General features: G+C 53.4%; 26 protein-coding genes and 1 other RNA gene. 13 read left to right on the forward strand and 14 right to left on the reverse strand.

Annotated elements, in window-relative coordinates:
* The first annotated feature begins 532 nt into the window (after nucleotides 1–532).
* On the forward strand, nucleotides 533–754 hold the full coding sequence (locus SIB56_RS03425; protein WP_413325430.1) for a hypothetical protein: 222 nt from the start codon (nucleotides 533–535) through the stop codon (nucleotides 752–754).
* A 381-nt stretch (nucleotides 755–1,135) separates the two neighbouring features.
* On the opposite strand, the gene SIB56_RS03430 is transcribed toward SIB56_RS03425, so the two are convergent.
* The 8 genes from SIB56_RS03430 to nadA all read right to left on the reverse strand — a co-directional run bounded on the left by SIB56_RS03430 (nucleotide 1,136) and on the right by nadA (nucleotide 8,902).
* Entirely contained in the window at nucleotides 1,136–1,315 is a 180-nt protein-coding gene (locus SIB56_RS03430) for a hypothetical protein (protein WP_413325433.1), read from the reverse strand.
* A gap of 217 nt (nucleotides 1,316–1,532) precedes the next feature.
* Nucleotides 1,533–1,835, reverse strand: coding sequence for a hypothetical protein (locus tag SIB56_RS03435; RefSeq protein WP_413325436.1), 303 nt, complete (start codon nucleotides 1,833–1,835; stop codon nucleotides 1,533–1,535).
* 163 nt (nucleotides 1,836–1,998) lie between these two features.
* Entirely contained in the window at nucleotides 1,999–2,319 is a 321-nt protein-coding gene (locus SIB56_RS03440; RefSeq protein ID WP_413325438.1) for a hypothetical protein, read from the reverse strand.
* Nucleotides 2,316–4,775 carry a ligase-associated DNA damage response DEXH box helicase gene (locus tag SIB56_RS03445; protein ID WP_413325440.1) on the reverse strand — a complete coding sequence of 820 codons (2,460 nt, stop codon included), beginning with the start codon at nucleotides 4,773–4,775 and terminating at the stop codon, nucleotides 2,316–2,318. The genes SIB56_RS03440 and SIB56_RS03445 overlap by 4 nt, the downstream gene beginning before the upstream one ends.
* Before the next feature lie 32 nt (nucleotides 4,776–4,807).
* Nucleotides 4,808–6,517, reverse strand: a complete 1,710-nt coding sequence (locus tag SIB56_RS03450; protein WP_413325442.1) for an ATP-dependent DNA ligase — start codon at nucleotides 6,515–6,517, stop codon at nucleotides 4,808–4,810.
* 24 nt (nucleotides 6,518–6,541) lie between these two features.
* Nucleotides 6,542–6,871, reverse strand: coding sequence for a DNA ligase (locus tag SIB56_RS03455; protein WP_413325444.1), 330 nt, complete (start codon nucleotides 6,869–6,871; stop codon nucleotides 6,542–6,544).
* A 49-nt stretch (nucleotides 6,872–6,920) separates the two neighbouring features.
* Nucleotides 6,921–7,898: a ligase-associated DNA damage response exonuclease gene (locus tag SIB56_RS03460; RefSeq protein ID WP_413325446.1), complete on the reverse strand. Its 978-nt coding sequence runs from the start codon at nucleotides 7,896–7,898 to the stop codon at nucleotides 6,921–6,923.
* A 71-nt stretch (nucleotides 7,899–7,969) separates the two neighbouring features.
* Nucleotides 7,970–8,902: a quinolinate synthase NadA gene (gene nadA, locus SIB56_RS03465; RefSeq protein WP_413325448.1), complete on the reverse strand. Its 933-nt coding sequence runs from the start codon at nucleotides 8,900–8,902 to the stop codon at nucleotides 7,970–7,972.
* Nucleotides 8,903–8,965: 63 nt separating this feature from the next.
* Here nadA and SIB56_RS03470 point away from each other — a divergent pair, with 63 nt between their 5' ends.
* The 3 genes from SIB56_RS03470 (at nucleotide 8,966) to SIB56_RS03480 (ending at nucleotide 11,888) form a co-directional block, all read left to right on the forward strand.
* Nucleotides 8,966–9,811, forward strand: coding sequence for a TIGR04168 family protein (locus tag SIB56_RS03470; protein ID WP_413327074.1), 846 nt, complete (start codon nucleotides 8,966–8,968; stop codon nucleotides 9,809–9,811).
* Nucleotides 9,805–10,899, forward strand: a complete 1,095-nt coding sequence (locus tag SIB56_RS03475; protein ID WP_413325450.1) for a hypothetical protein — start codon at nucleotides 9,805–9,807, stop codon at nucleotides 10,897–10,899. The genes SIB56_RS03470 and SIB56_RS03475 overlap by 7 nt, the downstream gene beginning before the upstream one ends.
* Before the next feature lie 248 nt (nucleotides 10,900–11,147).
* On the forward strand, nucleotides 11,148–11,888 hold the full coding sequence (locus tag SIB56_RS03480; RefSeq protein WP_413325452.1) for an endolysin: 741 nt from the start codon (nucleotides 11,148–11,150) through the stop codon (nucleotides 11,886–11,888).
* A 21-nt stretch (nucleotides 11,889–11,909) separates the two neighbouring features.
* Here SIB56_RS03480 and SIB56_RS03485 read toward each other — a convergent pair whose 3' ends face one another.
* On the reverse strand, nucleotides 11,910–12,707 hold the full coding sequence (locus SIB56_RS03485; protein ID WP_413327077.1) for a TPM domain-containing protein: 798 nt from the start codon (nucleotides 12,705–12,707) through the stop codon (nucleotides 11,910–11,912).
* Nucleotides 12,708–12,754: 47 nt separating this feature from the next.
* On the opposite strand from SIB56_RS03485, the gene SIB56_RS03490 reads away from it, so the two are divergent.
* Nucleotides 12,755–13,960 (forward strand): class I SAM-dependent methyltransferase, encoded by a 1,206-nt coding sequence (locus tag SIB56_RS03490; RefSeq protein WP_413325454.1) that lies wholly within the window; start codon nucleotides 12,755–12,757, stop codon nucleotides 13,958–13,960.
* Here SIB56_RS03490 and aroB read toward each other — a convergent pair whose 3' ends face one another.
* Nucleotides 13,961–15,094, reverse strand: a complete 1,134-nt coding sequence (gene aroB / locus SIB56_RS03495) for a 3-dehydroquinate synthase (protein WP_413325456.1) — start codon at nucleotides 15,092–15,094, stop codon at nucleotides 13,961–13,963.
* 61 nt (nucleotides 15,095–15,155) lie between these two features.
* On the opposite strand from aroB, the gene SIB56_RS03500 reads away from it, so the two are divergent.
* The 4 genes from SIB56_RS03500 to SIB56_RS03515 all read left to right on the forward strand — a co-directional run bounded on the left by SIB56_RS03500 (nucleotide 15,156) and on the right by SIB56_RS03515 (nucleotide 18,572).
* Complete coding sequence (locus tag SIB56_RS03500; protein WP_413325458.1) at nucleotides 15,156–16,067, forward strand: carbohydrate ABC transporter permease; 912 nt, start codon at nucleotides 15,156–15,158, stop codon at nucleotides 16,065–16,067.
* 52 nt (nucleotides 16,068–16,119) lie between these two features.
* Nucleotides 16,120–17,286, forward strand: coding sequence for a 5-(carboxyamino)imidazole ribonucleotide synthase (locus tag SIB56_RS03505; protein WP_413325460.1), 1,167 nt, complete (start codon nucleotides 16,120–16,122; stop codon nucleotides 17,284–17,286).
* A 1-nt stretch (nucleotide 17,287) separates the two neighbouring features.
* Nucleotides 17,288–17,471, forward strand: a non-coding RNA gene (ssrS, locus tag SIB56_RS03510) — 6S RNA.
* Nucleotides 17,472–18,233: 762 nt separating this feature from the next.
* Nucleotides 18,234–18,572: a hypothetical protein gene (locus SIB56_RS03515; RefSeq protein WP_413325462.1), complete on the forward strand. Its 339-nt coding sequence runs from the start codon at nucleotides 18,234–18,236 to the stop codon at nucleotides 18,570–18,572.
* A gap of 603 nt (nucleotides 18,573–19,175) precedes the next feature.
* On the opposite strand, the gene SIB56_RS03520 is transcribed toward SIB56_RS03515, so the two are convergent.
* Complete coding sequence (locus SIB56_RS03520) at nucleotides 19,176–19,382, reverse strand: hypothetical protein (RefSeq protein WP_413325464.1); 207 nt, start codon at nucleotides 19,380–19,382, stop codon at nucleotides 19,176–19,178.
* Nucleotides 19,383–20,407: 1,025 nt separating this feature from the next.
* Here SIB56_RS03520 and SIB56_RS03525 point away from each other — a divergent pair.
* The gene (locus tag SIB56_RS03525; RefSeq protein ID WP_413325466.1) at nucleotides 20,408–20,770 is read left to right on the forward strand and encodes a hypothetical protein; all 363 of its coding nucleotides are present in this window, start codon (nucleotides 20,408–20,410) and stop codon (nucleotides 20,768–20,770) included.
* A 133-nt stretch (nucleotides 20,771–20,903) separates the two neighbouring features.
* Nucleotides 20,904–21,251 (forward strand): hypothetical protein, encoded by a 348-nt coding sequence (locus SIB56_RS03530; RefSeq protein ID WP_413325468.1) that lies wholly within the window; start codon nucleotides 20,904–20,906, stop codon nucleotides 21,249–21,251.
* A 322-nt stretch (nucleotides 21,252–21,573) separates the two neighbouring features.
* Here the strand turns inward: SIB56_RS03530 and SIB56_RS03535 are convergent, their stop codons facing one another.
* On the reverse strand, nucleotides 21,574–21,849 hold the full coding sequence (locus tag SIB56_RS03535) for a DUF2103 domain-containing protein (protein ID WP_413327080.1): 276 nt from the start codon (nucleotides 21,847–21,849) through the stop codon (nucleotides 21,574–21,576).
* Between the two features lie 79 nt (nucleotides 21,850–21,928).
* On the opposite strand from SIB56_RS03535, the gene SIB56_RS03540 reads away from it, so the two are divergent.
* Nucleotides 21,929–22,156, forward strand: a complete 228-nt coding sequence (locus tag SIB56_RS03540) for a hypothetical protein (RefSeq protein WP_413325470.1) — start codon at nucleotides 21,929–21,931, stop codon at nucleotides 22,154–22,156.
* Nucleotides 22,157–22,168: 12 nt separating this feature from the next.
* Here the strand turns inward: SIB56_RS03540 and SIB56_RS03545 are convergent, their stop codons facing one another.
* Both SIB56_RS03545 and clpS read right to left on the reverse strand, forming a co-directional pair.
* Nucleotides 22,169–23,557, reverse strand: a complete 1,389-nt coding sequence (locus SIB56_RS03545) for a BCD family MFS transporter (protein ID WP_413325472.1) — start codon at nucleotides 23,555–23,557, stop codon at nucleotides 22,169–22,171.
* Between the two features lie 36 nt (nucleotides 23,558–23,593).
* A complete protein-coding gene (gene clpS / locus SIB56_RS03550; protein ID WP_413325474.1) occupies nucleotides 23,594–23,890 on the reverse strand; it encodes an ATP-dependent Clp protease adapter ClpS in 297 nt (98 codons plus the stop codon).
* A gap of 72 nt (nucleotides 23,891–23,962) precedes the next feature.
* On the opposite strand from clpS, the gene petN reads away from it, so the two are divergent.
* A complete protein-coding gene (petN, locus tag SIB56_RS03555) occupies nucleotides 23,963–24,064 on the forward strand; it encodes a cytochrome b6-f complex subunit PetN (protein WP_066907630.1) in 102 nt (33 codons plus the stop codon).
* The last annotated feature ends 82 nt before the right edge of the window (nucleotides 24,065–24,146 follow it).

A 24,146-nucleotide genomic window follows, 5' to 3' on the forward strand; every position in this document is an offset into this window, starting at 1 on the left:
CGAACCGATCGATTGATCTGTCTGCTGAGGTTTTCCGCCCATGCCAGAGCGTCCTCCTGACGGCGCGTTGATCCATGATGGTGCCACTCCTGGAAGGGGTTTAACTCTTCGATTCGGTAGGTTGGCGAACCAGTCATCTTGAAAATATACCGATAGATTAATCACAATGACGTTCATTCATGCAAGCGGGTAAGCTTTTAATAAGATTTTTTCAATAAGCTGCGATTGATCCTCGATGGATGATTAAGACTTTGTTGAAGTCGGTCTGATCTGGATTCCTTTCCAGGATTACCTGATCACCACATAGGTGGAGTGTCTATTTCCCGCTTGAAAGGCGTCTCTGTTCTTCAGGCATTCGATTGCGGGATCGAATGATTTTGTGATTTGAGTTTTTTATCGACATGAGTGCCTCAGCACGACAAGGGGGTCCTTCGCTGTTGAAGCAGATGCTTTTATGCCTTTAGGTCAAAGGGCGCGGAGTTCGTCAACCATTCGAAATATTTGTTAATATCTCTGTGTTTGCGAATTTTCGATGTCTTTCTTATCCCAGCAATCATCGACAATTGCTCCAGATCCCTATAAGTCGTTCAGCGAAAAATTAAATGGTCGTGCCGCAATGCTGGGTCTGGCAATCGGCTTGGTTGTGGAAGCTCTCACAGGCAAGGGAATTCTTGAGCAGGTATGGACTTTCAACAAGGCCTCTGTATTGGATCTTTCTCCTCTGACAACCTTGTTGTCAGGAATTTTTAGCTGATGTAGCCACTTTGGGACAGGAGATAGACCTCAAGGGACCAACCGAACAGGAATGAGAGAACAACCGAAAAGAACAGATAAAAATATTGATTCGATAAAGGAAAATATGGTGCCTTGCGTCTGCTCATAGGCTCTTAAAATCAGCCAGTAAGGTAATTCAAAAACTCAGAAGCCGTTGCCTTCTCGATGTTAAAAGTTTGTTGATTCTGAGTGAGCTTTTTAACCCGGATATCAAAATTTACAGTTCGAGGTAGTCATCATTGCCTGATTAGTAACTTGATGCCGAAAATCGACAGTCTTCAGACCATTATTGTCGTCGCTAATCTTGTGAAATCCATTGACTGGGTGAGCGCATTCTGATTGCTTGACTCGATGTTTGCCTTCAGCACTCATACATCAATTCTGATTGCTGATCACGCCTGCTTTGATTTGCCTCTTTCATCTGTGATTCGTCATAATCAAGCACACGAATGCAGCATGCCGGTGCATGAAACGGCTTGCGCTTGCCATCATTGATCTCCGTTCCAATCGGTTGGCCTGATGCGGTGCAAATTGTTGACATGGCTGAAATCCGACAGTTCTTTTGTAAATATGGATTCAGTATTTGTCAGCCCTTGTTTCAGGGTTACAGAACAAAACGCTTAATCAGCTCTGTGATTTCTCGGCAACTCGTGGCCCAAAGTTGCGACTCAATGCTGTGATCAATGCATGCAAGTCGCTTGAACGGTTTCTGCCGATAGGCATCGCCCTTCTGCTGTAATTTTTTATAAGCGATCAGATCAGACAGTATCAAAGGGATGAGGGTGGTCAGGCAGGCTCACTTTGTACAGTGTGTCTTCAACGGGTTTCCATTGAACAAGATGAACCGGATTGATTTTGTGGTTGTCCAGGCAATTCCAGATGTCATTTCCTGTCAAAGTTGTCATTGACCAATGATCGCCTTGGCTGATCATCTGTTCTCGAACGTAATCCTTCCATTTCTTCCAGTTTATTTGTGGATAAGTCTCGACAAAATCATCGAGTATCACAATGTGGAAGTCCATTGATAATTGCGCTGTTTGAGCACGTTCAGGATTTATCATACTCGTCCTGAAGGTGCTTTATCTTTTCGCTCTTCAGTGCGCTTTTGCTGTGTCCATCAGAGAATGATTTGATTTGTGTCAGACCTCGTTGATCTTTTGTTTAGATAGTAGCATTATGAAATCTATTCAGTTTCCTGAAAGTTATATCTAATCTTGGATCGTTTTAATCGATGCTTTCAATTTTGATGGATTGATCCCTTCGTTTCACTGCATTCCACATACTGGCTTTGCAGGCAAGATCCCAGATTTTAGAGTGTTCCATTGTTTTTGTGTAATCAAGATATTTCATTACCTGTTCGTCGGATAGGCCTGAGGGTAGTTTCAGGTAAATTTCTCCTTTGGATTCAAAGGGAACTTGAATGATATATGTTGTTTCCTGACTCATGTTTAGGCTTTCATTGACTTCGTCTTCAACAGTATGGTTTTGTTGTTGGTCATGTTGAATCATTTTTAACCCCGTTAGGGGTGTTTGTGGAGCACTCATTGTTCATTTTTCAGTGCATCAGCTTGCATGCGCAAAATGCGTTCAAGCACTGATTCATTGCTCATTCTGTTATTCAGTCTTTCCACCAGCAGCGGGAAAGCCAGTGGTGTTGGACGTGGAGTGGGGCAATGAAGCGTTTCTCCGCGTCGCATTCTCTGCAAAGCACTGCGCAGTCTCGGCAGTTCAAGCTGTTCCTGCAGCACTTCTTGCTGGGCCTGACGAATCAGCAGGTTTCCTGGTTCGTGCTTGTTGAACACCTCCCACAGCAAGGATCCACTGATCTGCAGCTGACCGGTGCTCTTGCTTTGTCCTGGAAATCCCTGAACCAACAGACCAGCAACCTGGGCAATACTTCGAAAGCGGCGCCGACAAAGTTCCGAGAGATTCAAGGCCTCTTCCAGATCGGCTTCCAGATCGCTGTCATCGAGCAAATCCTCAAGGTGCTCCTCGATCAGGTCGTCCATGGGATAGCCACGTGGAGCCAGCAGTTCAAATCCGTAGTCGTTGACCGAAACCGTGATGGTGCCACGATGATGTCTTGTGAGTCTTGTGGCCCAGAGAAAACCCAGGCCTTCATGCACAAAACGACCCTCAAAAGGAAATGCGTAGAGATGCATTCCTTCTCGAGTCCGGCAGGTTTCAATCAGTAATTGCTCGCTCAAAGGCAGTGTGGAAAGATCCATCTGTCGCTCAAACAGAGGTTCAAGCGCTTTGAGTTCAGGGCTGTCCAGGTCTCCTCGTGCGGCTCTTGCAACCTCTTCGCGGAGATGGTGGGTCAACAGATCTGACAGCGACATCTGACCTCCTGCCCAGGCGGGTACGGCTGTGCTCTTCCTGGTTGAACTTTTCACATAGGCAGTCATTTCACGCAGCCTCACGAATTCCAGCTGCCTGCCTGCGAAGAAAAACACATCCTTTGGTTTCAGCTGACTGATGAATGTCTCTTCGACATGTCCCAGCACCGAACCTCTGACAAATCGAACTCTGATTGAAGGAGCTGAGGTGATCGTGCCGATATTCAGGCGGTGAAGTCTGGCGATCGCGTTGTCGCGAACCACGAAGCGCCCGTCTTCTGTGCTCTCCAGCTTTCGGTATCGGGGATAAGCACCAAGACAGTCACCACCATGCTCGAGGAAGCGAAGGCACCAGTCCCAGGTGCTTTGTTCAAGCGTTCTGAAGGAGCTTGTGCCACGGATGGCTTCGAGCGTTTCGGATGGTTTGAATCCAGGACCACAGGCCAGGGTCGTCAGGTGTTGGAGCAGCACATCCAGTGGCTCTCTAGGTGGTCGTCGTTCCTCCACCATTCCGTTGTCCAACCCACGGCGAACTGCGCTGAGTTCCAGAAGTTCCAGGGCATTGGTGGGCATGAACAACACCTGCGAGGTTCCCCCTGGAAGGTGTGCTGAACGGCCAGCGCGTTGCAGCAGGCGTGCCAGATTTTTCGGAGATCCGATCTGAACAACCCTCTCTACGGGCTGGAAATCCACCCCGAGATCCAGAGAACTTGTACAGACCACCCAGAGCATCGACCCAGCCTTAACTGATGCCTCGATGGCTTCTCTTTCACTGCGATCCAGTGCGCTGTGGTGGAGAGCCAGGAGGCCGTCCATTTCCGGGCAGGCGTAGCGCAGGCATTGAAACCATCGCTCCGCCTGGTTGCGGGTGTTGGTGAACAACAGCGTGCTGATGCCTGGCTCGAGCTGACCAACCAGATCTTCGTAGCGTCTCAGACCGAGGTGACCTCCCCAGGGAAATCCATCGATGCTGTCGGGAAGAATGCTGGTGACATTCAGTCCACGCTGCGGTGCACCTGTGATCAGGCAAGGCTCACCCCCTTCTCCGAGGGCATGCCGTGCTGATTCCTCAAGGTTGCCGATCGTTGCGCTGATTGCCCAGGTCTGCATTTCAGGTCGTTGTTGTCGAAGCCAGCTCAGAGCAAGCTCCGCCTGAATTCCCCGTTTGCTGCCGATCAGTTCATGCCATTCATCAAGGATGACTGTCTCGAGTGTGTTGAACAGTGCTTCGCAATGGCGACAGGCCAGCAAGACACACAACGATTCAGGAGTTGTGATCAGAATTTCAGGTGGCTTTCTCAACTGGCGGCTCCTTTCCGCACTCGGCGTGTCCCCGTTGCGTATTCCCACCCGCAAGGGCCAGCCCATGGCTTCAATCGGTTGCTTTAGTGCAACTGCCAGGTCCCGGCTCAATGCCCGGAGTGGAGTGATGTAGAGCAGCCGCACGCCCGACTGCTCGTTCGATGTCTGGAGCATGCGGGCGATCGGCCCCATCACTGCCGCGTAGGTCTTCCCTGATCCGGTCGGGACCTGGATCAGGCCGCTGCGACCGTTCAGGTACGCGTCCCAGGTGCGCGTCTGGAATGGCAGCGGTTCCCACCCCTGCTTTTCAAACCAGATCCGGACCGGCGATAAATGCTGCTTCAGATCAGTTGCCCTCATTGCCTGAACGTGGGCTTGTCGAGTCTTCGGATTCAAGGCGACTCTTCCCTGTGGACCAGCTGATCACAGAGGGTTCGAGCGTCAGCAATGGTGTTGGCGCTCTCGGCCGAGCGGTCACTCCTCCATCGCAGGATCCGTGGGAACCGGACCGCCAGCCCGCACTTGTGGCGCCGGGATGGCTGGATGCCTTCAAACCCGATTTCGAACACCAGTTCAGGCTCCACCGAGCGTGTCGGACCGAAGCGTTCACGTGTGTGACTCCTGATCCATCGGTCCAGCTCGAGGATCTCGCTGTCATTGAGACCTGAGTAGGCCTTGGCGAATGTCACCAGCTGACGGTTGGTTGATGGCTCTGATGGCTGGTCCCAGAGCGCGAAGGTGTAATCAGTGAACAGATTGGCTCGGCGACCGCGCCCTGCCTGGGCATAGATGAGAACGGCATCCAGTGTCATCGGATCGCGCTTATGCTTCCACCAGTGTCCGCGCTTGCGACCGCTCAGGTAGGGGGATGTCAGATGCTTGAGCATCACCCCTTCGGCACCCTGGTCAACGGCTTGCTTGCGCAGTCGGTCAAGTTGATCCCAACCTCCCAGTCGTTGTCCACTGCTCAGGCGGCAGCGCCATCCCGACGACTGCAACTCGATCCCGCGCTGAAGCGTCTCAAGACGTTCGAGTCGTTCCTGCAGCGGTGTGGCACGCAGGTCCTCTCCGGCAAATTCCAGCAGGTCATAGGCCACATAGCTTGCAGGGCACTCCACCAGCAGTTTGCGGCCAACCGTTTTGCGCCCAAGCCTTCGCTGCAGGTCACTGAATGGTCTTGGTTGATTTTCAAGTTCAGCCCAGCAGATCACTTCGCCATCAAGCACGGTGTCAGCAGGAATCGCTGCGGCCACGTCAATCAGTTCCGGGAATTGCTCATTGATGAGCTCTTCGCCACGACTCCATAGATACGTTCCACTCTCACGCCGAATCAGCTGTCCGCGGATGCCATCCCATTTGTTTTCCACCCACCATTGCGATGCCGGGGTGGTCTCGACCGTGTCGTGCTTCAGCGGGCTGGCCAAAAAAAAGGGGTAGGGCACAGGCCCTCTGTTGGTCCGTTCTTCACTGGCGACTGCTGTCAGTGAGAGAAACCATTGCTCTGAGGCCATCCCCGGCGTCATCAGCCGCTCCAGTACCAGAGCTTCCTCGAGATTGAACCCTGTGGCAATCGCTTTCACGACCAGTCCGCGAGCAACACCGATACGGAAACCTCCTGTAAGCAGTTTGTTGAACAGAAACAGGCGTTCGTACGGCAGTGATTCCCAGATTGCGAGCACGGCGTTGCTCTGTTCATCAGGTTCCATCGCTGCAACGGCAGGCAGCAGTTCCTCCATCCACCAGTGCATCGGCGGTGAACTTCCGAGTTGATTGATCCATGTCGTCACATTCTGGTTGTTGATACGGTCCGGAACGTCGTTGCTCAGTTGCGGCCAGAGCAGCGACAGCGTTTCCGCCGAATCTCCGACATGACTCTGACAGTCGTCGAACAGCCAGTCAGGCATCGAGCTCGCCTGTTGAAGAATGTCGCGCAGCCGTCGACCGGTGATCAATCGTTTGCGTCGTTCACCCATCAGCAGCAACACCGTCCACGCCGCATCATGAGCATCGGCTCGCTGCAGATGCCCGGCGATCAGATCAATCTTGCGTTTCGTCCCAGTGCTCTGATCAAGCTCTTCGATCAAAGCAGCGAAAGCATCCATGCTGAGAGGGTCTAGGGCTCCTGATCAGTAGTTCCATAGATTGTCTTCGTTCGGGCCCGTCACCTGGACGTTGCAACCACTGATTCCTGCTGCGGTGCTGTTGAAGGCTCTGACGTAGCGCGTGGCTGTTTCGGAGTCGCCCGCTTCACCCAGTGCTCTTTGCAGACGGGCCAGAGCACTTCCGATCTGATCGCGAGTGACTGCTCCGTTCGCCAGACCTGTGCAGATGGCCCTCGCCGCTGAGTCACCGTTAGCAGGGAAGACCACGGTATTGATCTCTTCAATCGTGACGGTGGCCTGCTGCGCCAGGACCGGGTCTGCGCCCGCAGTGATCAGGACCAGGATGCCGGTCAAGGCAGAACAGCGGAGCACCATCGTTCCAGGGAAGGTGCTTGAGGTTAGTTCAGCTGAGCTGTTCGAGCGGTTTGGCATCAAGACCGTGTCGTTCGCGTAGGAAACGTGCCAGAACATCGCTCTGGCCGTGAGTCACATAAACGGTTTCAGCCCCGCAATGCAGCACTGTGCTGATCAACCCCTGCCAGTCGGCATGGTCGCTGAGAACAAAACCACGCTCGTATCCACGACGTCTTCGGGCGCCCCTTACCGCCATCCAGCCCGAGGCGAAGGCTGTCTGAGGTGAGCGGAACCGTCGCATCCAGGCAGAGCGGTGGGCGGAAGGAGGCGCAAGGATCAGTCTCCCCGCCAGGGAGTCTTTGCGTGGCAGCTCGCTCACAGGTCTGCTCGCCGTCATTGCCACTCCGGCTTCGCGATAGTGGCGTGTGACTGTTTCGACGGCACCGTGAAGAAGCACCTCCTCCTCCACGCCGATCGCTTTGAGCTCCGCCAGCAGACGCTGTGCCTTGCCGAATGAGTAACAGAACAACAGCGATGGACGTTCGCGGTCCCCATGCCACCAGCTGCGGATCTGTTCAGCGATCGTCGCTCCAGAGTCCCAGGCATAGATCGGCAACCCGAACGTGGCTTCCGTGATCAGAACGTCGCAGGGCACGACTTCGAACGGTTCGCAGCTCGGATCCGGACAGCGCTTGTAATCACCGGTCACCACCCAGACCTGGTCATCCACCATCAAACGGATCTGAGCCGACCCCAGCACGTGCCCTGCGCTGTGAAAGGACAGACACGCCTGGTTCAGCCAGAACTCCCTGCGATAAGGCATGGCATGGAGAGTGATGTCGCGACCCAGGCGCTGTCGAAGCACCCCTTCACTCACATCCACTGCCCAGTATTCGCCGCATCCAGGTCTGGCGTGATCGGCATGGGCGTGAGTGATCAACGCTCTGGGAACAGGCCGGATCGGATCAATCCAGGCATGCGCTGCTCGGCAGTAAAGACCGCTGTCAGTCCGCTCCAGAACGTTCATCGGTCAACTCTGGCAATCTCGAGCTGCTGCTGCGTGCTGAGGGTGTCTGGTTCAGGTCGTTTTGATTGAATTCATTTGCTCATTTCGAGCATTCGTCTGATCGGAGCTTCCGCCCTGAAGCGAATCGACTCCTCCATTGTGATCTGTGGAGAGAGTGTCTCCAGGCAGTCGCGAAGCTTTTCAAGACTGTTCATGCGCATGTAAGGGCAGGCATTGCAACTGCAGCCATCCAGGCCAGGAACATCCAGCAGCGTCTTCTGGGGTACACGCTGCTTCATCTGGTGCAGAATCCCAGGCTCAGTGAGCACGATGAATGTGTCGGACTCGCTGGTCTCGGAGTGAACCAGGAGCTTGCTGGTGGACCCGATGAAATCGGCCAGATCGAGGAGGTTCTCCTGACATTCCGGATGGGCGATCACTTCCGCTTCCGGATGTTCGAGTTTGAGCTTGAGCAGGGCTTCCTCACTGAAGGTTTCATGCACGAAACAGCGACCCGGCCAGAGGGTGAGCTCACGACCGCTCTGGCGCTCCACCCAGCGTCCGAGATTGCGGTCAGGCGCGAACAGCACTGGTTGTTCCTCAGGAAGCTGTCTGACCAGATCAACGGCATTGCTGCTGGTGCAGATCAGATCGCTCTGAGCCTTCACCGCGGCCGTGCAGTTGATGTAGGTCACCACCAAATGGTCGGGATGCCGTTCTCGAAAGCTGGCGAATTCATCGGCCGGACAATCGTCAGCCAGTGAGCAGCCCGCGTCGATATCTGGAAGCACCACTGTTTTTTCAGGGCTGAGGATCTTGGCGGTCTCAGCCATGAAGTGCACCCCACAGAACACGATGACATCCGCATCGGTGTTGGCAGCCTTCCTCGACAGCTCAAGGGAGTCCCCGATGAAGTCGGCGATGTCCTGGATTTCAGGCTCCTGGTAATAGTGCGCCAGGATCACGGCGTTGCGTTCCTGGCGGAGCTGGTTGATCGCCGCGAGGAGTGCGGTGTCAGAGCTCATTGGGGCCTTCTGGGGCAGGATGGGTCCAGCCTAGAAGTCGTTCTGACAACACTCCGTCTTGCCATTGCCGGAGACCTCCACGGTGACTGGGGGGAAAGAGATGCAGAACTGATTGAGCGATTGCAACCGGATGCACTTCTCTTTGTGGGCGATCTCAGTGATGGAGATCTGCGCATGGTCAAGAGCATTACGCAGCTGACACTGCCCGTGGCCGTCCTGCTTGGAAATCATGACCGGGGACGTGACAAAAGCGGCGTCCTGCTTCAGCAGCAGATGTCAATGCTGGGAGAACGTCACTGTCCCTGGCGATTGCGTGGATGGAGTCAGCCGGAACTTGCGGTGGTCGGAGCCAGGCCCTGCAGTGCAGGAGGAGGGTTTCACCTTTCGCAAGCCGTGCAGGCGGTTTTCGGACCAATCACGGAAACTCAGTCGGCTGACTGGATTGTCGATGCCGCGAGCCATGCTCCTGATCACTGGCCTCTGGTGGTGCTGGCCCATTCCGGTCCCACCGGGCTGGGATCTGCGGCGAACAGCCCCTGTGGTCGTGACTGGAAACAGCCGCATATCGACTGGGGCGACAGGGATCTGGCCCTAGCTCTTGATCGCATGCAGAAGATCCGACCGGCCGACCTCGTGGTGTTTGGGCACATGCACCATCAGCTCAAGGGACAAAGGGGCGCGCGGATCACGTTTCACAGGGACCGTCGAGGAACCTGCTTTGTGAATGCAGCCTGTGTCCCCAGAGTTGGCCTGGACGAATCAGGCATGCCGTTGCATCACCTCACCTGGGTTGAGTTTTCAGGCAAGGAACTCACGCTGGTCAGTCACCGCTGGTATCGACCGGGCGGTCAGCTCAGCTATGAACAGACCCTGCATCGCCTGGCGATCAACGAGCAGGCACCGTGCTGATCTACGTCTGCGTGAGCAGTCATGGCTACGGCCATGCCGCCCGTCAGGCTGCGGTGCTCATCCAGTTGCATCAACTTCATCCCCGGTGGCATCTGGTGATCAGTTCCGCTGTGGATGAACTGTTTCTGGCTCTTGTGCTGGGCAACGTGCCGGTGACCAGACGCACGGTTCGCTGGGATGTGGGCATGCTTCAGGCCGATGCTCTCGGTGTCGATCAGCTGGCGACGCTGCACGCCCTTGCGCAGCTGAACAAGAGCCTGCCGCAGGTGCTGCAGAGAGAGGTGGATTGGATCCAATCGCAGGACAGTCATGTGGTGGTGCTGGCGGATATTCCCCCCGCTGCAGCCGAGCTGGCGCATCGCTTGGATGCCCCTCTGGTGTGGATGGGCAATTTCGGCTGGGATGAAATCTATGAACCGCTTGGGGGTGCATTTCTGCACTGGGCGGCACAGGCGACGAAGGCTTACGGACGCGGATCGCTGCTGCTGCGCTGTCCTTTTTCAATGCCGATGGACTGGTCTCTGCCTGAACAGACTCTGGGTCTTGTCTCTGCTGATCCGCAGCCGGTCTCGATTGATCTGGCGGAGCGTCTTCGCGCTGATCCCCGGCAGAAAGTGCTGGTTGGATTTGGTGGACTCGGTTTTTCCCTGTCGCCTGATCTCTTCAGTCACTGGCATCAGCATCTTTTTCTGATGCCTGCACACAGAGATTCCAGGCAAGACAGCGAATTCGCCGCGGCAAGGAATGTTCTCCATCTGCCAAAGCAGATCCGACCGCTGGACGTGATGCCGTTCTGTGATCGACATCTCGGTAAACCCGGTTTCAGCAGTTTCTGTGAGGCGATGGCCAGTGGTCTCGGTCTTCATGTGGTGGAGCGTGAAGGATTTGCCGAGGCATCCGTGCTCATTGAAGGTTTGAAGACCCATTCGGCCCACCGGATTCTCACCAGGCAGTCACTGGAGTGTGGTGACTGGAAACTCGATCAGCCTCTGGAGCCCGCTGCCGGCACGCCCCTGCCTGCAGGTGGGGCATCACGGGCCGCGGAAGTACTCGAATCAGTCGCCTTTAACACTGTTAAGCAAGGCTGATTCCTGTGATTAATCGAGCTTATCCGCGCTTCAAAGCATTTCTCCTTCTGGACTTTCGCTCGTCTTGTGTCAACAGCCTGTCGCAGACGGTTACCTGCCTGTCACAGCCTTGCTGTGATCAGCTGCTTTGATTCGACACAGTTTGCCCGTGTTTTGAAGCACAGGATTCATCGAATCCATCGAATCATCACCTGAATTCACCTCATCCACTGAATTCTCTGATTGATTCTGCACCTCGAACTATTTGTATGACTTCTCTTGCTCTGAACGCCTGCCGTTGCATTCCAGGCGCCGTCGCAAGTGTTGTTCCTCTGCTCACGACTCTCACCGCACCCTCCGCGCACGCAGCACTGCCGGCCCTGGAGAGTTCCCGTTCCAGACTGGTGATGCTCGAGGAGGATGCCGAAACCTCGGCTCTTCCGTACATCATCACCCCTGAGCGCCGCGCGATGCTCAACACCATTCGTTTCGCCGAAGGAACGTGGAAGGGTGGGCACGATCTCGGCTATCGCGTCATGTTCGGTGGAGGACTGATGGCCTCAATGGAGCGTCACCCCAACCGTGTGATCTATTCCTCCCGCTATGCAAGCGCAGCTGCTGGGGCCTACCAGTTCATGCCTTTCACCTGGGACATGGTGAAACGCCGTCTTGGTGTTCGAGGTTTCGGCCCTGAGGTTCAGGATCAGGGTGCACTGTTTCTGATCCAGCGTCGAAAGGCTCTTGCTCTCACCGACACCGGGGTGATGTCCCCCCTGCTGGCAGCAAAACTTGCACCTGAGTGGGCTTCCTTTCCCACCCTGCGTGGCCGCAGCTACTACGGACAACCTGTGAAGCGATTTGCCAACCTGCAGGGCTTCTTCAACGTGAATCTGGCCCAGCTGCGCAAGATTCGTGATGAGCGTCGCTCAGCTCTTTCGGCACAGAAATCAAACCAAACCAATCTTGACGCTGTTTCAGATTGCTTAGGACCAGCTTTTTCGTGCAAATAGCCCTGAGGCTTCCCGCCTGACTCAGCCATCCTGGTTGGATTCGTTCAGTTTGCGACCGACCGTGGCCTGTGCAATCAGATAGGCACCAATGGTGCCTGCCATGAAACCCATGCCGTTGCGGATCAGCGGCAACAGCTCACTGGTTCGTGTAATCACAGGGCCAATTCCGAACACTCCAAAAAGCATCACCCACAGTGGTGAGAGCAACAGCAGCCAGCCCCATGCAATCCTTTCCCCCTCCTTGCGTGGATAGGCAGCAAAGCCTGCAATCAGGCCGCCGAGGATTGACGTGCTGAGAGTCCAGAGCCATTGCTCCGTGGGCAGGCCAGGAACCACCTGACATCCACCTCGGTCCAGGCATAGTTCCACCGCATCCAGTGCCGCCAGGATGGCGCCGTCCTCTCCGTGATCCTTCACGTAGAACTGATTGCCGTAGCGGGTCTGCAGTTCCACCCACCAGGTGCGCGGCATCAGCGCGAACAGGGCATCGCCCACGTTGAAGTTGAGCAGATTGCCTCCACGCGGATCCGCCACGAGCAGCAAGCTGCGTTCATCCAGACCCCAGAAGTCCTTCACGGCCAGCCCGGGTGTTCGCTCATACTGCGTCAGCACTCTCAGCTTCCAGCCGCTGCGTTGCTCAAAGGCATCGAGAGAGGTTTCCAGCGCTTGTCTCTGCGTCTGGCTCAGAGCCTTGGCGAGGTCGATGACCGGGGTCGGATGGTCCGGCAGAAGTTCCGGATTGTCGATTGCAGCGGCAGGCGTGGCAAACATCACCAGCAGCACTGACAGGCTTAGCAGGGCCCTGAGGCCACGCATCATTGCTTGGACACCCATGATTCAGAGCGAATGCACGCCATTCTCACCACATGAAGGCCTCTGATGTGCCCTGTCCCGAATGGCTTCAGCAGCGACTGGAAAAGAATGGCAACCGCGTGCCCTTCTCCACTTTCATGGACTGGGCACTGCATGACCCTGTTCATGGTGCTTACGGAGCTGGTCAGCTTCGTGTTGGAAAGGATGGGGATTTCGTCACCTCTCCCTCTCTTGGGGAGGATTTTTCAGCTCTGCTGATTCATCAGCTGAGCGACTGGCTTGGGTGTCTTGCGGCTCGTCATCCGGATTCATTGCTGTCGGTCGTGGACGTCGGTCCAGGTGAGGGTGACCTGATCGCTCAGTTGATCACCCTCTTTCAGGCTTCAGCCTCTGATCTGCTCTCTCGGTTGGAGTTCGTGCTTGTCGAAATCAACCCTGGGATGCAAGTCCGCCAGAGGAATCGTCTCCAGGGGTTGGCAACGGCTCAGTGCCGTTGGTGTTCGCTGGCCGAGCTTGCCAGTGAACCTGTCAACGGCGTCATGCTTGCCCATGAACTGCTCGATGCTCTGCCGGTGGAGCGTCTGATCCTGAGCAATGGCGCGCTGCAGCGCCAGATGGTCGCTCTTCAGACTTCAGGAGGCCTGTCCAGTCTTGTCTGGGCTGAAGACGCGCTGCCTGAGCCTCTGAAGGTTCAGATCTCGGTTCAGGCTGAACGTGATGATCTCCAGCTGCCACCCGATGGTGCGCAGGATGGATGGGCGACTGAGTGGCACCACTCCCTCAAGCCCTGGATGCAGCAGGCTCATGCAGCCCTAGCCGATGGCATGTTGCTTGTGGTGGATTACGCACTGGAGGCAAGCCGCTACTACTCTTCGCGACGTCCTGACGGAACGCTGCTTGCCTACAGGCGCCAACAGGCTTCCTCCGATGTTCTTCGCGATCCGGGCGATCAGGACATCACCGCCCATCTCTGTGTGGAAGCGATGCTGGGGGAAGCGTCAGTGGCTGGCTGGATCCCCGAGGGGCACTGTCGTCAGGGAGAAGCCCTGCTTGCTCTCGGGCTTGCTGAGCGGCTGAACGCTCTGCAGCAGTTGCCAGGGGATCAGCTTGCTGAAGCGCTGCGTCGTCGGGAAGCTCTGCTGAGACTGGTTGATCCCTCCTGTCTGGGCGAACTTCGCTGGTTCTCTTTTCATCGCAACCCACCCGAGGCATCCGCTGAAGGTCTGCACCCCAGTCGGTTTCTGCGGGAACCCTCCTGATCAGCGAAGGGATTCAAGGCAGCGACAAACATCCTCGTTGCTGATTTCGTCGCTGATGATCACTTCGCCGATCCTTGTCGGCAGCACGAAACGCAGTCGCCCGTGACGAACCTTCTTGTCGCCGCGGAGGGTTCGAAGGGCCGCTTCATGATCAAGCTTCGGCCAGGCCACCGGTAAACCCGCCTTTTCGATCAGTTTCACCTGTCTTTGCTGATCGTCCTCGCTCCAGAGCCCTTTCTGAACAGCGAGCTGCCCGACCGCCGCCATCCCGATCGCCACGGCTTCGCCATGGAGCCAGGTTCCATACCCTGTCAGAGTTTCCACCACATGGCCGAAGGTATGGCCGTAGTTGAGGATTGCGCGGCGACCACCCTCCCTTTCATCAGCAGCGACAACCAGGGCCTTGGCTTCCGCTGAACGCACCAGAATGTCGTGAAGCATCACGGGATCCATGGCAGCGGGATCCGAGAGGTCGGAGGCTTCCTCCAGACGCTCGAACAGTTCGGGATCTCCGATGACTCCGTACTTGATCACTTCCGCCATCCCGGCCCGGAATTCCCGCACAGGGAGCGTGTTGAGCGTCAAGGGATCAATAACCACCAGTCTGGGCTGGTGAAATGCACCGATCAGATTCTTTCCCCTGGGGTGGTTCACACCGGTCTTGCCACCGATAGAGGCATCCACCATCGCCAGGAGAGTGGTCGGCACCTGAACAATGCCGATGCCGCGCAGCCAGCAAGCCGCAGCGAATCCGGTCATGTCGCCGACAACGCCACCACCCAGCGCCAGCATCAGGGAGGTGCGCTCAAGACCTTCCTGTTGTGCTTTGTTCAGGATTGAACTCAGCGTGTTCAGGTTCTTTTGTTCTTCACCCGCATCGATTTCCAACAGCACCGGATCAAAGCCTGCGCTGCTGAGTCCACTGATGCAGCTTTCGCCATAGGGACGGGCGACATCCGGATTGCTCACCACAAGAATCTTGGTGCCGGATCGAATCGATAGGTCATGAAGAGCGGTTCCGATCGCTCCCACCATCGAGCTGCCGATGATTACGTCATAGGGGTTGCTCTCCAGGGCAACCGTGATCCTGGTGCGTTCCTGCAACTCAGCTGCCTGCGCTGTGCGCGTGCTCATGGGCCGATGCTGCGGTGGCAATCCGCAGGCGATTCGATCGACTGACCTTATCCTCAGCCCGATGCCTTTGAGTTGGATGAATCCTGTCTCCAGGCCAGATCGGCGGACAACACTGACAGCCTGGGCCTTTCTTGCCCCTGCGCTCACACTGCTGAGTCTTTCCGTGTTGATCCCGGCAGCCATGGCTCTGTTGATCAGCTTCACGCAGACGGGGCTGGATGTCAGTGAGCCCCTGCGCTTCATCGGGCTGGCCAATCTGCGCAGGCTCGCCGCTGATCCATTGTTTTATCGCGTGCTGAGCACCACCCTCATTTATCTCTTCGGGGTGGTGCCTCCGATCGTTCTCGGTGCCCTGGCTCTGGCCGTGATCGTGAATCGTGTTCTGCCCGGCATCCATTGGCTCAGGGCGGCGTTCTACACACCTGTCTTGGTGTCGATCGTGGTTGCAGCCATTGCCTTCCGCTGGCTCTACGCCGAGAACGGGCTGATCAATGGCTGGCTTGAAGCAATGATTGGTTCTGGTTTCATCCCCATCGATTTTCTGACCAATCCTCTGCTGGCATTGCCTTCGGTGATGCTTGTGACCCTCTGGAAAGGGCTTGGTTATTACATGGTGATTTTTCTCGGGGGCCTTCAGGGAATCTCCAAGGAGTTGTATGAGGCGGCGGAACTGGATGGCAGTGAAGGCTGGAGGAAACATCTCGATATCACTCTTCCTCTGCTGCGTCCTTACATCACTCTGGTGGCAGTGATCTCTGCCATCGCTGCCACCAAGGTTTTTGAGGAAGTGTTTCTGATGACGCAGGGAGGACCTGCTGACTCAACCAGAACTCTCGTTTACTACGTCTATGACCAGGCCTTTGCCGAACTCGAGATCAGCTATGCCTGCACCATTGGTCTTGCGCTGTTCCTGATCGTGCTTCTTCTGACTGCGATCCGTTTTGCATTCACTGAGGAACGTCCCTTGATCTGAAGAAGTCCCCCAGGGGCCGGATGGCAAGCTTCTTTGGTTGGATTCAAAGGTCATGGCCAGCGCTGCCGGGACAATTGGCGTTGTTGGGGGTGGTCAGCTCGCTCTGATGCTGTGTGAGGCAGCAAGGTCACGGGACGTTGACGTGATCGTGCAGAGCGCCTCCGATGAGGATCCGGCAATGGCTGTCGCAAGCGAGCAGGTTGCCGGCGCACCGACAGACGCCGCAGCCACAAAGGAGTTGTTGAAGCGCTGCCAGCACATCACCTTCGAGAACGAGTGGATTCCTGTCGACGCATTGCAGGAACTGGACCGCAATGGGGACAAGTTTTCGCCTCCTCTCAGCAGTCTTCTGCCATTGGTGAACAAGCTCTCGCAGCGTCGACTTCTTGATGATCTGGCAATCCCCAGTCCGGCCTGGATCGCACTCGAAGAAATCGATGTCGACTCACCGGTTCTGCCTGTGGGATGGGCTTTTCCTTTGATGGCCAAAGCGGCCCATGGCGGTTACGACGGCAAGGGAACCTGCGTGATCCGTGATTTCAAGTCCCTTAAAGACCTGCTGAGCAGCGTGTCTGTTGAGGATTGGCTCCTGGAGACCTGGGTGGCTTATGAGCGGGAATTGGCGCTGGTTGTCAGTCGTGACCGTCAGGGGCGGATTCGCAGCCTCCCCCTGGTGGAAACTCATCAGAAGAATCAGGTATGTGACTGGGTTCTCGCTCCTGCAGAGTCGGAACAACTGCTGGAAGCCACCGCTTACAACATCGCTGCCTCGCTGCTCACAAGCCTCGGTTACGTAGGGGTGATGGCGCTTGAATTTTTCTATGGTCCCGCAGGGTTGATGGTGAACGAGATTGCTCCACGCACCCATAATTCGGGCCATTTCTCCATCGAGGCCTGCAGCAGCAGCCAATTCGATCAGCAGCTGTGCATCACCGCAGGCCTGCCTGTTCCAGCACCGGACCTCATTACACCCGGTGCCATCATGGTCAATCTGCTCGGACTGCCTCTCGAAGGGACGGCTCCTCTGAACTCAAGGCTTGCAGCCATTGAGGCCATGTCCAGATCGCACCTGCACTGGTATGGAAAACAGGAAATGCCTGGACGGAAGGTGGGGCACGTGACAGTTCTGCTTGAGCAAACCGACCCTGTTGCCCGTAGCCAGGAAGCCAGCGAGGTTCTGGAAAAGATACGTGCGATCTGGCCGAATCCTCTAAATTGAACCTGGACTACCTGGTTGGTGAAAGCCTTTCTCTAGTGCTCTGATCTGACTCTCTTTCGACTTGGGGAGACTGTCGTGATGGTGCCGTAGACCGGCCTTGCAGCCGGAAACGAATCCCCACTTTGTCGCCCCTTCTGGTAACTCCAGGTCGAACGCTGGGGCTTTCACGGTCAGGTGGTCCATCTATTCCAAGACACAGATGCAGGCATGGTTTTCAAAGATCTGCATCTGTGAGTGAAATTTGTAATCCACTTCCAAAAAACATTACTTAAGTACTACATAAAACCAGTCGAGGAAGTTGGATCTGTTATGGCAGGCGGAGCTGAAAAAGAACTTGAACGCATTGAGTGAGAGCTGGATTCCATCCCGCCTTCAGGAAAGCCAACTGTGAAGAGAGTTGCTCAGCTTGGCTCGCCTGATGAGCCATCAAAGAACACCACCTTGATGCAGTTGTTATCGGGTCTGTACTGCTCGCAGCAACTGCGTTCATCACCACGGTTGGTGAAAGCCTTAGCGCGAATCAGAAGACGCAGCTCATCGCTGCATTGATGGCTGCAGCTATTGGCCTGCCTTTCGGGTATGGCGTGGATAAACCCAAACCCTGACAAGTTTGGAGAACTGACTATTTGGACTGGCTATGTAGATGGATTAGCAACGGTTACTGCATTGAAACAATCAGATGCTAGCGGTTAATTGCGTAGAAGCGGAAGATCACAAGTAAATAGTGCCGGATGCCTTGGTCTCACTGATATTGAAACCACTCACGTTCGCCTGGATTCTGAATCTTTCCAAACCTTCATTGTCAATCTCGACAATAATCTGTCTTCTCTCATCAAATTGTCTCCTGGCTCGTCTCGGACCTGAGTAAGGTTCCGCATCCTCATGGCATGGGATAACCTGATCAGTGATTTCTCACCCTTCCACTAGAGTGGTAATTTAATTGTTCTATGATTTACGAGTACAGAGTAGTAGGGATCAATGTCACCCCTGCTCCATCACCTGATGCAGCTAAAGCCAGCCAGCAACTTCAAGTATCTAAGGAATTCATAGAAAAAGAGTTTGCAGATCACTATCAAAATAGTGAAGCAACTAATACTCCCCTTCAAATTCAAAGGTTACTTGGTATTTATGGAAAGCGCGGATGGGAACATTATTTAGAAGGAAATATTGGAAATCAAGCTTTAATTTACTTTAGAAGACCTATGGGCCAACAAACATCAAATCTGGAATTTACTGCTGAGGAACTTGCGACTACTCAAATGCTGTCTCAAGACCAACGTCCATAGCTAACAAGTTTTCATGAGATTGAAAATTCGTTTTAATCTCAGAGATCAGCAAGTTTGATGGTCTGTAAAAGTTATTATCTAGCAAAATAAACTTTGACAAGTGTTCTGGAATATGACAGAAGACACTGCGTGTCAGCTAAATTTTCATCGTTAAAATCAGTCAATTGATATAAGCTTGTAGCATTTAGACGGGAATTTTTTATTTCTCCTCATCGTTTCTACCAACTCATCGCTTGCCAGCTATTATATTGAAAATGTTTAGTTCAATCTTGGATTTGCTTCGTCTTCCAAAATGGATTCTTGTGTCATTTGGAACGGTATTGCTTGGTGTCCTGGGTACACAACAAATCATTCTTAATGCACAGAATATTGTTCTTAATGAACCCCAATCAATCTGTCTTAATTATGTTCGACAAGAATATGAAAAGCGCACTAGTTTAGAAGATCGTGCACCTATTAATTTAATGGTAGAACTCAAAGAGAACTGTCCAAGCTTCTAGGTGTTGATTAGGCATCAAGCATATAATCAAACTAATTGAGGATAATTACGTGGATATTTTTAACGACGGTTGGCTAGCAATAAAAAATAGAACATTTCTCGTGTTAATTGACGTACCAATTGTTAGCTGTATTTGGAAGATTTTTTGCTGCTTTTGATTTTTCAGCAGCAGTCATCTCAGACCAGAGCTTGTACGTGCAATCCAGTGCACCTCGATCCTTAAGTGCCTCTTGATAACAAGCAACCAGGTCTGCAAATTCCTTGGCTCTCACCATGGGAACAGTCATTCTGTTGGTCCAATAGCCGGACATGATCCTGATCAAGTAGATGACAACTCCTTATAGCACTATCAAGACTCATGCGCCGGTAGCAAAAGGTCTCGATTACATGATGATCAAAGTAATAACGATTCCTACGATGACGCCCTTGATAAAAGAAAGCCATAGAATCTGATAGTCAGACAAACCCGTTTTTTGCTGAACAACGGTGATCAAACGCTTGTGCTTTTTAATGAGTTGATACATTGTCTGAATCCATGCACCTGTTCATTATGTTCAATTCAGTTGAACTGTGCCAAGATCGTATGGAAGCTTTGGAAGCCACTGAAACATCTCTCAGAGGTTCGCTTCTCAGTACAGCGGATTTCGTTTGGCTATTCCTTCAATGATTCGTGTAGCAGATCACTTGTATGAGCTGCATCTTTTCCCAATCACTGCCAAGCTTTGCAAGAATCACTCAATATTCCACTGATTGAAGATGATTTCATCTCTGATTCCACTCTTAGCCTCTTTGGTCAGCTATACAATTATTTTGTTTCTTTGTTCTGTACTTGTTTCAAAAATAAGTCAGATCAAGTCTAGTGGGAAGCAGTTTGGTGCTTATGCGGCTGTGTGGATTGGTGGATATGTGCTTTTGTTTGTCAACTTTCAGGGTTTGTTTTCTTATCTCAAGAATTGAGTTGAACTCTCGTTAGCCGCTGATTATTGGTTTGAAGTGTTTTGATCATTTGCGGATTTTCTGAGATGTTTTTAAAATATACAGCTTGTCAAGTATTTTTTTTATTGGGAAGAATGGTTTCACCTCTGTCTTGATTGATCTCCCTTTCTGGCTTTTTGCTTAGGATGGTTGATTGTTTTTCATGATTAGCTTGTTCTACTTTTTCAGCTCTGCTAAGTCATGGTTTTTCATTTTTAGCTTTGCTATCATTCTGTTTCCCAATAGATGAGGATTTGGAATGAAGAAGTTGTCATTTGCGCTTCTTTTTCCATCACTAGTCAGCTGCAGTTACGCATCTAAGCATGATGCGAGAGATGCATGTGAGCAGTGGGTAGCCAAAATGAATCTTGTCACGATTGCTAGTTATCGAGACGAGCAGCCAACTTATCCAGCCGATCGGCAAAGGGAATTAGGGCAAATACTGCGTGATTTACAGGAGGAGGATTTAGGCTCTTTTAGAAATGCTGAACGATTCCGTGAAGAATCGAAAGCTTTCCAGTTGAGATTTTATGAGCAGTTGGTTTTTGAAGATAAAAAAAGTCGTGAGATTGTTGAACACAATGTTGTTGGTCGTTGGTGTGCGGATGATCGCAGCTTGACGCAAGTGATTGGATTTGAAAACAAATCTGTAGTCAATGGTCAATGGATCAATCAACAGGGAAAAAAGGGGAAGGGTGAAAAAGTTAAATTCTTTCGATATTAATCGTGTTTCCCTTTGGCTCGGTTTGATCTGATTTTGCAAGTGAACGTTGGAGATGCCGTTCCTTTATGCCGTTGCAGAAACTTGCTGGATATGTTTTACGAGACTAAGCTTGTACTTGTTTGGGAATTCACTCATGAGATTGATAAATCATTTTATTACCAGCACACCTTTGGTTGTTTTTGCGGTCTTGCCTCTCAGTCTTTCGGCTGTAACGATCAAGCAAGGAGTTGAACTCGCCAATTCGATCGGTCTTCAATCGGGAAAGCTGTACTGCTCTGGTAAGTCTGCTCGCGAGTCAATCGAGAAAGGCACTGCGAAAGCGATGTCTGAGGCTACTCTCTCCATGGATGAAATTAATTCAGTTGATTTCGCTCAAGATGTTTATAGTGTTCCGATGATTGAATCATTATATTCATACACTATTGATAATTGCCCTGCTCGCGCGAAGCGTCTTTGGCGTGAAATTAATGAAACAATGTAGGTTGTCCGCTTCTGAATTGTATCTTCACTGAAGTGGTATTGCAGCGTTTCTGTTTTCCTGTTACGGCATTCTTGCTCATGAATACTTGAATAAAGGGCACCCTTGCTTTTACAGATGATTCACTCTCGTTAATCGATTTTGCGACTCTCGATGTTGGTTTTTGCCCGCCAGTGAAGAATTCATGATCATTGCTTGATTGAGCATCAAGTTTTGATTGTTCTGTTCTGCTCAGAAAAGCTGATTGGTCGTATGAGTTGAAATTCAGCTTTTGACGACCCAGTTAATGATTTTGTCAGGCTCCCCTCAAGATGTTGATATCGATTCAGGGGCTGCAGGTTCTGATTCGCTCGAGAAGTTCGTCTCTGTCAAGCTGAGTCACCACAAAGACCTCCTGAGCGCTTGTGCCCTTGCGGGCCAGCACCTTGAATCCGCCGGTCACTGGAATGGACACACGCAGCTGCAATCCTGAGCTGTGGCCTCGAACCCTTGCAATCACACCAGGTGTGATGGTCTGTATCTCAGGATCCCTGGCAAGGACCTTCAGCCAGGGAATCAGACCCTCTACATAGGTGCTGTGTGTAATGACCAGGCGCCCCACTGTTGAAAATTGCCCGATAAGCATTGAGTTGGTCGAAACTAGAGGATTTGGCTACAGAGAAGAGAGTGTCGTCTCAGCCATGCTCCGATCCGTCGACAGGCTGCTTTGCGAGGTGACGGGACCTCTGCAGGATCGCTGTGGTCCACAGGCCAGGGTTTTGACGGCCGAAGTTCACGGCGATGAAGTGCGTGGCCTTGCGTTCTGTCCCGGCAGGGTTCTTCGCTATGTGCTTGCCGCTAGCAACAGCCGCATCAAAACAACCGACCTGCTGCGTTTGGCTCGCAGCAGCAGACAGCCGGCTGCCTGATCAGAATCTGCTTCAGTCGAGTTCGCTGGCCACGATTCGGCCCAGAACCTTTTCGACGTTCGATTGGAACAGGTTCGTGTCCACACGAAGCAGCAGAAACCCTGCCACCAGAAGTCCGAGCGCCTGGACCACAAACACACCGGCGTAGGCCTGAAAGCTGTTCTGAGAGCCTGTGAATTCGCTGAAGACACTCAGGAGTGCCCCACCGCTGACAGTGGCGAGACCTCTGGCGTAGGCCTGCGCCAGACCCCATACGCCGATGAATGTTCCTGCCATCAACGGTGATGTCAGACCGAGCATCAATGTGAGGCTGGCATTCGTGCTAATTCCTGCCCCAGCTCCGAACAGAAACACTGCAGTGCGAAAGAGAGTTGTTGACTCAAGCAATCCCGCCAGCACCATCATCAGCACAAACAGTGCCGACAGAATTCCTCCTGCGAGTGCCGTTCGCTGCGCGCCGAGGCGGGGTGTGATCAGAAAGCCTGTTGCAGCAATACCCAGCAATGTTCCAACTCCCCAGACGGCATTCAGCTGCGTGCTCGTGCAGACATCCATTGCAAACACAGCTCCGCCATAGGGCTCCAACACAGCCTCCTGCAGAAACAACGAGAACGTGAATAGAGAAAGAACGGCGAAGAAATAACCGACCTGGGGCGAGCTCTTGAGCACGGTCCACGCTCCCTTCAGGGAAATTTCCTGTTCGCTGGAACTGACTCGTTGTCCGCGTCCACCAGCAGCGGTTAATCGTGGTTCCACTCCCGTGATCGAGACCACGACCAATGAAAAAATCACCAGGGGTGCCACGGTGATCAACCGTTCAACTCCTGAGATCATTTCGCTCAGTTCAGCGCTGTCGCAGGACGAACCCAGAAACGAACTCAGCAGAATCGCTCCTGCCACGATCCCCACCATCAGCATCGACCACACGATCGAAACCAGTGCGGGACGCTGTTTCTCCGTGCTGACATCAACAAGCAGCGCTGCGAACGGAGTGGAACTCGCTGAGATGGCCAGCCCGTAGAACACAAACACCAATGCCAGCACCAGTCCTCTCGACAACACATCGCCCTGGTTTCCTGACTGGGATGCCTCTGCCAGCCAGAGAACGGTGCGGCCGGCGATCCAGGTCAGCCCGCAGAACGCAGCAGCACCGCCAATGATGAATGGGGTTCTGCGCAGTCCTTTCCAGCGGCACCGATCTGACCGTTGGCCGAACCAGACTCTTGAGAAGCCCACAAGTTGCTGACTGCCGAGCGCCAGGGCGGTGAGTGCGGCAGGAACCTGAAATTCATCGATCAGCAGGCGATTGAAAATGCCGAGGGTGAGCACCGAGAGAGCACCCAGGCAGGCCTGAAACAGGCCAAGACGCAGTGCAAGTGCAATGAACCGCGCTGATCCCACAGATTGCAGAAGAAGTTTGTCGACCTTAGTGGCGTGTCAGCAGCGTTCGATTGGGGCCATCGTCAGGCCTTCCGAACCGAGCTGATGGTGGTAGAGCTCAGCCTGTTCCAGTGGTCCACACCACACCTCGGCCCGTCCTTCTCCATCGATCCGACGTGCCAGCGCCCATGCACGATCTGAATTCATCCCCGGAATGATCTTGCAAAGACACTCCACGACGTGCTCGAAGGTGTTGACGTCATCGTCCATGACGATCACTCGAGCCTGCGGGTAATGCTGTGTTGTGCTCTGGCGTTCAAGAACCGAGGCTGCACCTGGCGATGATGAAGTCATGAGGTCTCGTGAACAGACGGGATGAATCCGCAGGGAAGCTTAGTTACACTGCCGACATCGAAGGAATCCACAATGCTTTTCACCCTGGGCTGGGCTTCTCTTGCTGCAGTGTTCAGCTTCTCGATCGCCATGGTGGTCTGGGGTCGCAACGGTGACGGCTCCATTAATTTCTGATGTGACCGAGACCCTCCAGTCTCCTCTTTTCAATCAAGTTCTTGCTGTCACAGCTGTTGCACTGCTTGTGTTTGTCAGTGGC

The sequence above is a fragment of the Synechococcus sp. MIT S9503 genome, from assembly GCF_047304175.1.
Classification (GTDB): domain Bacteria; phylum Cyanobacteriota; class Cyanobacteriia; order PCC-6307; family Cyanobiaceae; genus Synechococcus_C.

Bases quoted from the DNA above. Each gene is read 5' to 3' on its own strand.
- SIB56_RS03440 (WP_413325438.1), bottom strand. From the start codon at position 2,319: ATGAGTGCTCCACAAACACCCCTAACGGGGTTAAAAATGATTCAACAT.
- clpS (WP_413325474.1), bottom strand. From the start codon at position 23,890: ATGACTTCATCATCGCCAGGTGCAGCCTCGGTTCTTGAACGCCAGAGC.
- SIB56_RS03505 (WP_413325460.1), top strand. From the start codon at position 16,120: ATGGCCAGCGCTGCCGGGACAATTGGCGTTGTTGGGGGTGGTCAGCTC.
- SIB56_RS03445 (WP_413325440.1), bottom strand. From the start codon at position 4,775: ATGAGGGCAACTGATCTGAAGCAGCATTTATCGCCGGTCCGGATCTGG.
- SIB56_RS03490 (WP_413325454.1), top strand. From the start codon at position 12,755: ATGAAGGCCTCTGATGTGCCCTGTCCCGAATGGCTTCAGCAGCGACTG.
- SIB56_RS03520 (WP_413325464.1), bottom strand. From the start codon at position 19,382: ATGTCCGGCTATTGGACCAACAGAATGACTGTTCCCATGGTGAGAGCC.
- SIB56_RS03430 (WP_413325433.1), bottom strand. From the start codon at position 1,315: ATGTCAACAATTTGCACCGCATCAGGCCAACCGATTGGAACGGAGATC.
- SIB56_RS03425 (WP_413325430.1), top strand. From the start codon at position 533: ATGTCTTTCTTATCCCAGCAATCATCGACAATTGCTCCAGATCCCTAT.
- SIB56_RS03450 (WP_413325442.1), bottom strand. From the start codon at position 6,517: ATGGATGCTTTCGCTGCTTTGATCGAAGAGCTTGATCAGAGCACTGGG.
- SIB56_RS03485 (WP_413327077.1), bottom strand. From the start codon at position 12,707: ATGATGCGTGGCCTCAGGGCCCTGCTAAGCCTGTCAGTGCTGCTGGTG.
- petN (WP_066907630.1), top strand. From the start codon at position 23,963: ATGCTTTTCACCCTGGGCTGGGCTTCTCTTGCTGCAGTGTTCAGCTTC.
- SIB56_RS03460 (WP_413325446.1), bottom strand. From the start codon at position 7,898: ATGAACGTTCTGGAGCGGACTGACAGCGGTCTTTACTGCCGAGCAGCG.
- SIB56_RS03525 (WP_413325466.1), top strand. From the start codon at position 20,408: ATGAATCTTGTCACGATTGCTAGTTATCGAGACGAGCAGCCAACTTAT.
- SIB56_RS03515 (WP_413325462.1), top strand. From the start codon at position 18,234: ATGATTTACGAGTACAGAGTAGTAGGGATCAATGTCACCCCTGCTCCA.
- SIB56_RS03480 (WP_413325452.1), top strand. From the start codon at position 11,148: ATGACTTCTCTTGCTCTGAACGCCTGCCGTTGCATTCCAGGCGCCGTC.
- SIB56_RS03540 (WP_413325470.1), top strand. From the start codon at position 21,929: ATGCTCCGATCCGTCGACAGGCTGCTTTGCGAGGTGACGGGACCTCTG.
- SIB56_RS03530 (WP_413325468.1), top strand. From the start codon at position 20,904: ATGAGATTGATAAATCATTTTATTACCAGCACACCTTTGGTTGTTTTT.
- nadA (WP_413325448.1), bottom strand. From the start codon at position 8,902: ATGAGCTCTGACACCGCACTCCTCGCGGCGATCAACCAGCTCCGCCAG.
- SIB56_RS03500 (WP_413325458.1), top strand. From the start codon at position 15,156: ATGCCTTTGAGTTGGATGAATCCTGTCTCCAGGCCAGATCGGCGGACA.
- SIB56_RS03435 (WP_413325436.1), bottom strand. From the start codon at position 1,835: ATGATAAATCCTGAACGTGCTCAAACAGCGCAATTATCAATGGACTTC.
- aroB (WP_413325456.1), bottom strand. From the start codon at position 15,094: ATGAGCACGCGCACAGCGCAGGCAGCTGAGTTGCAGGAACGCACCAGG.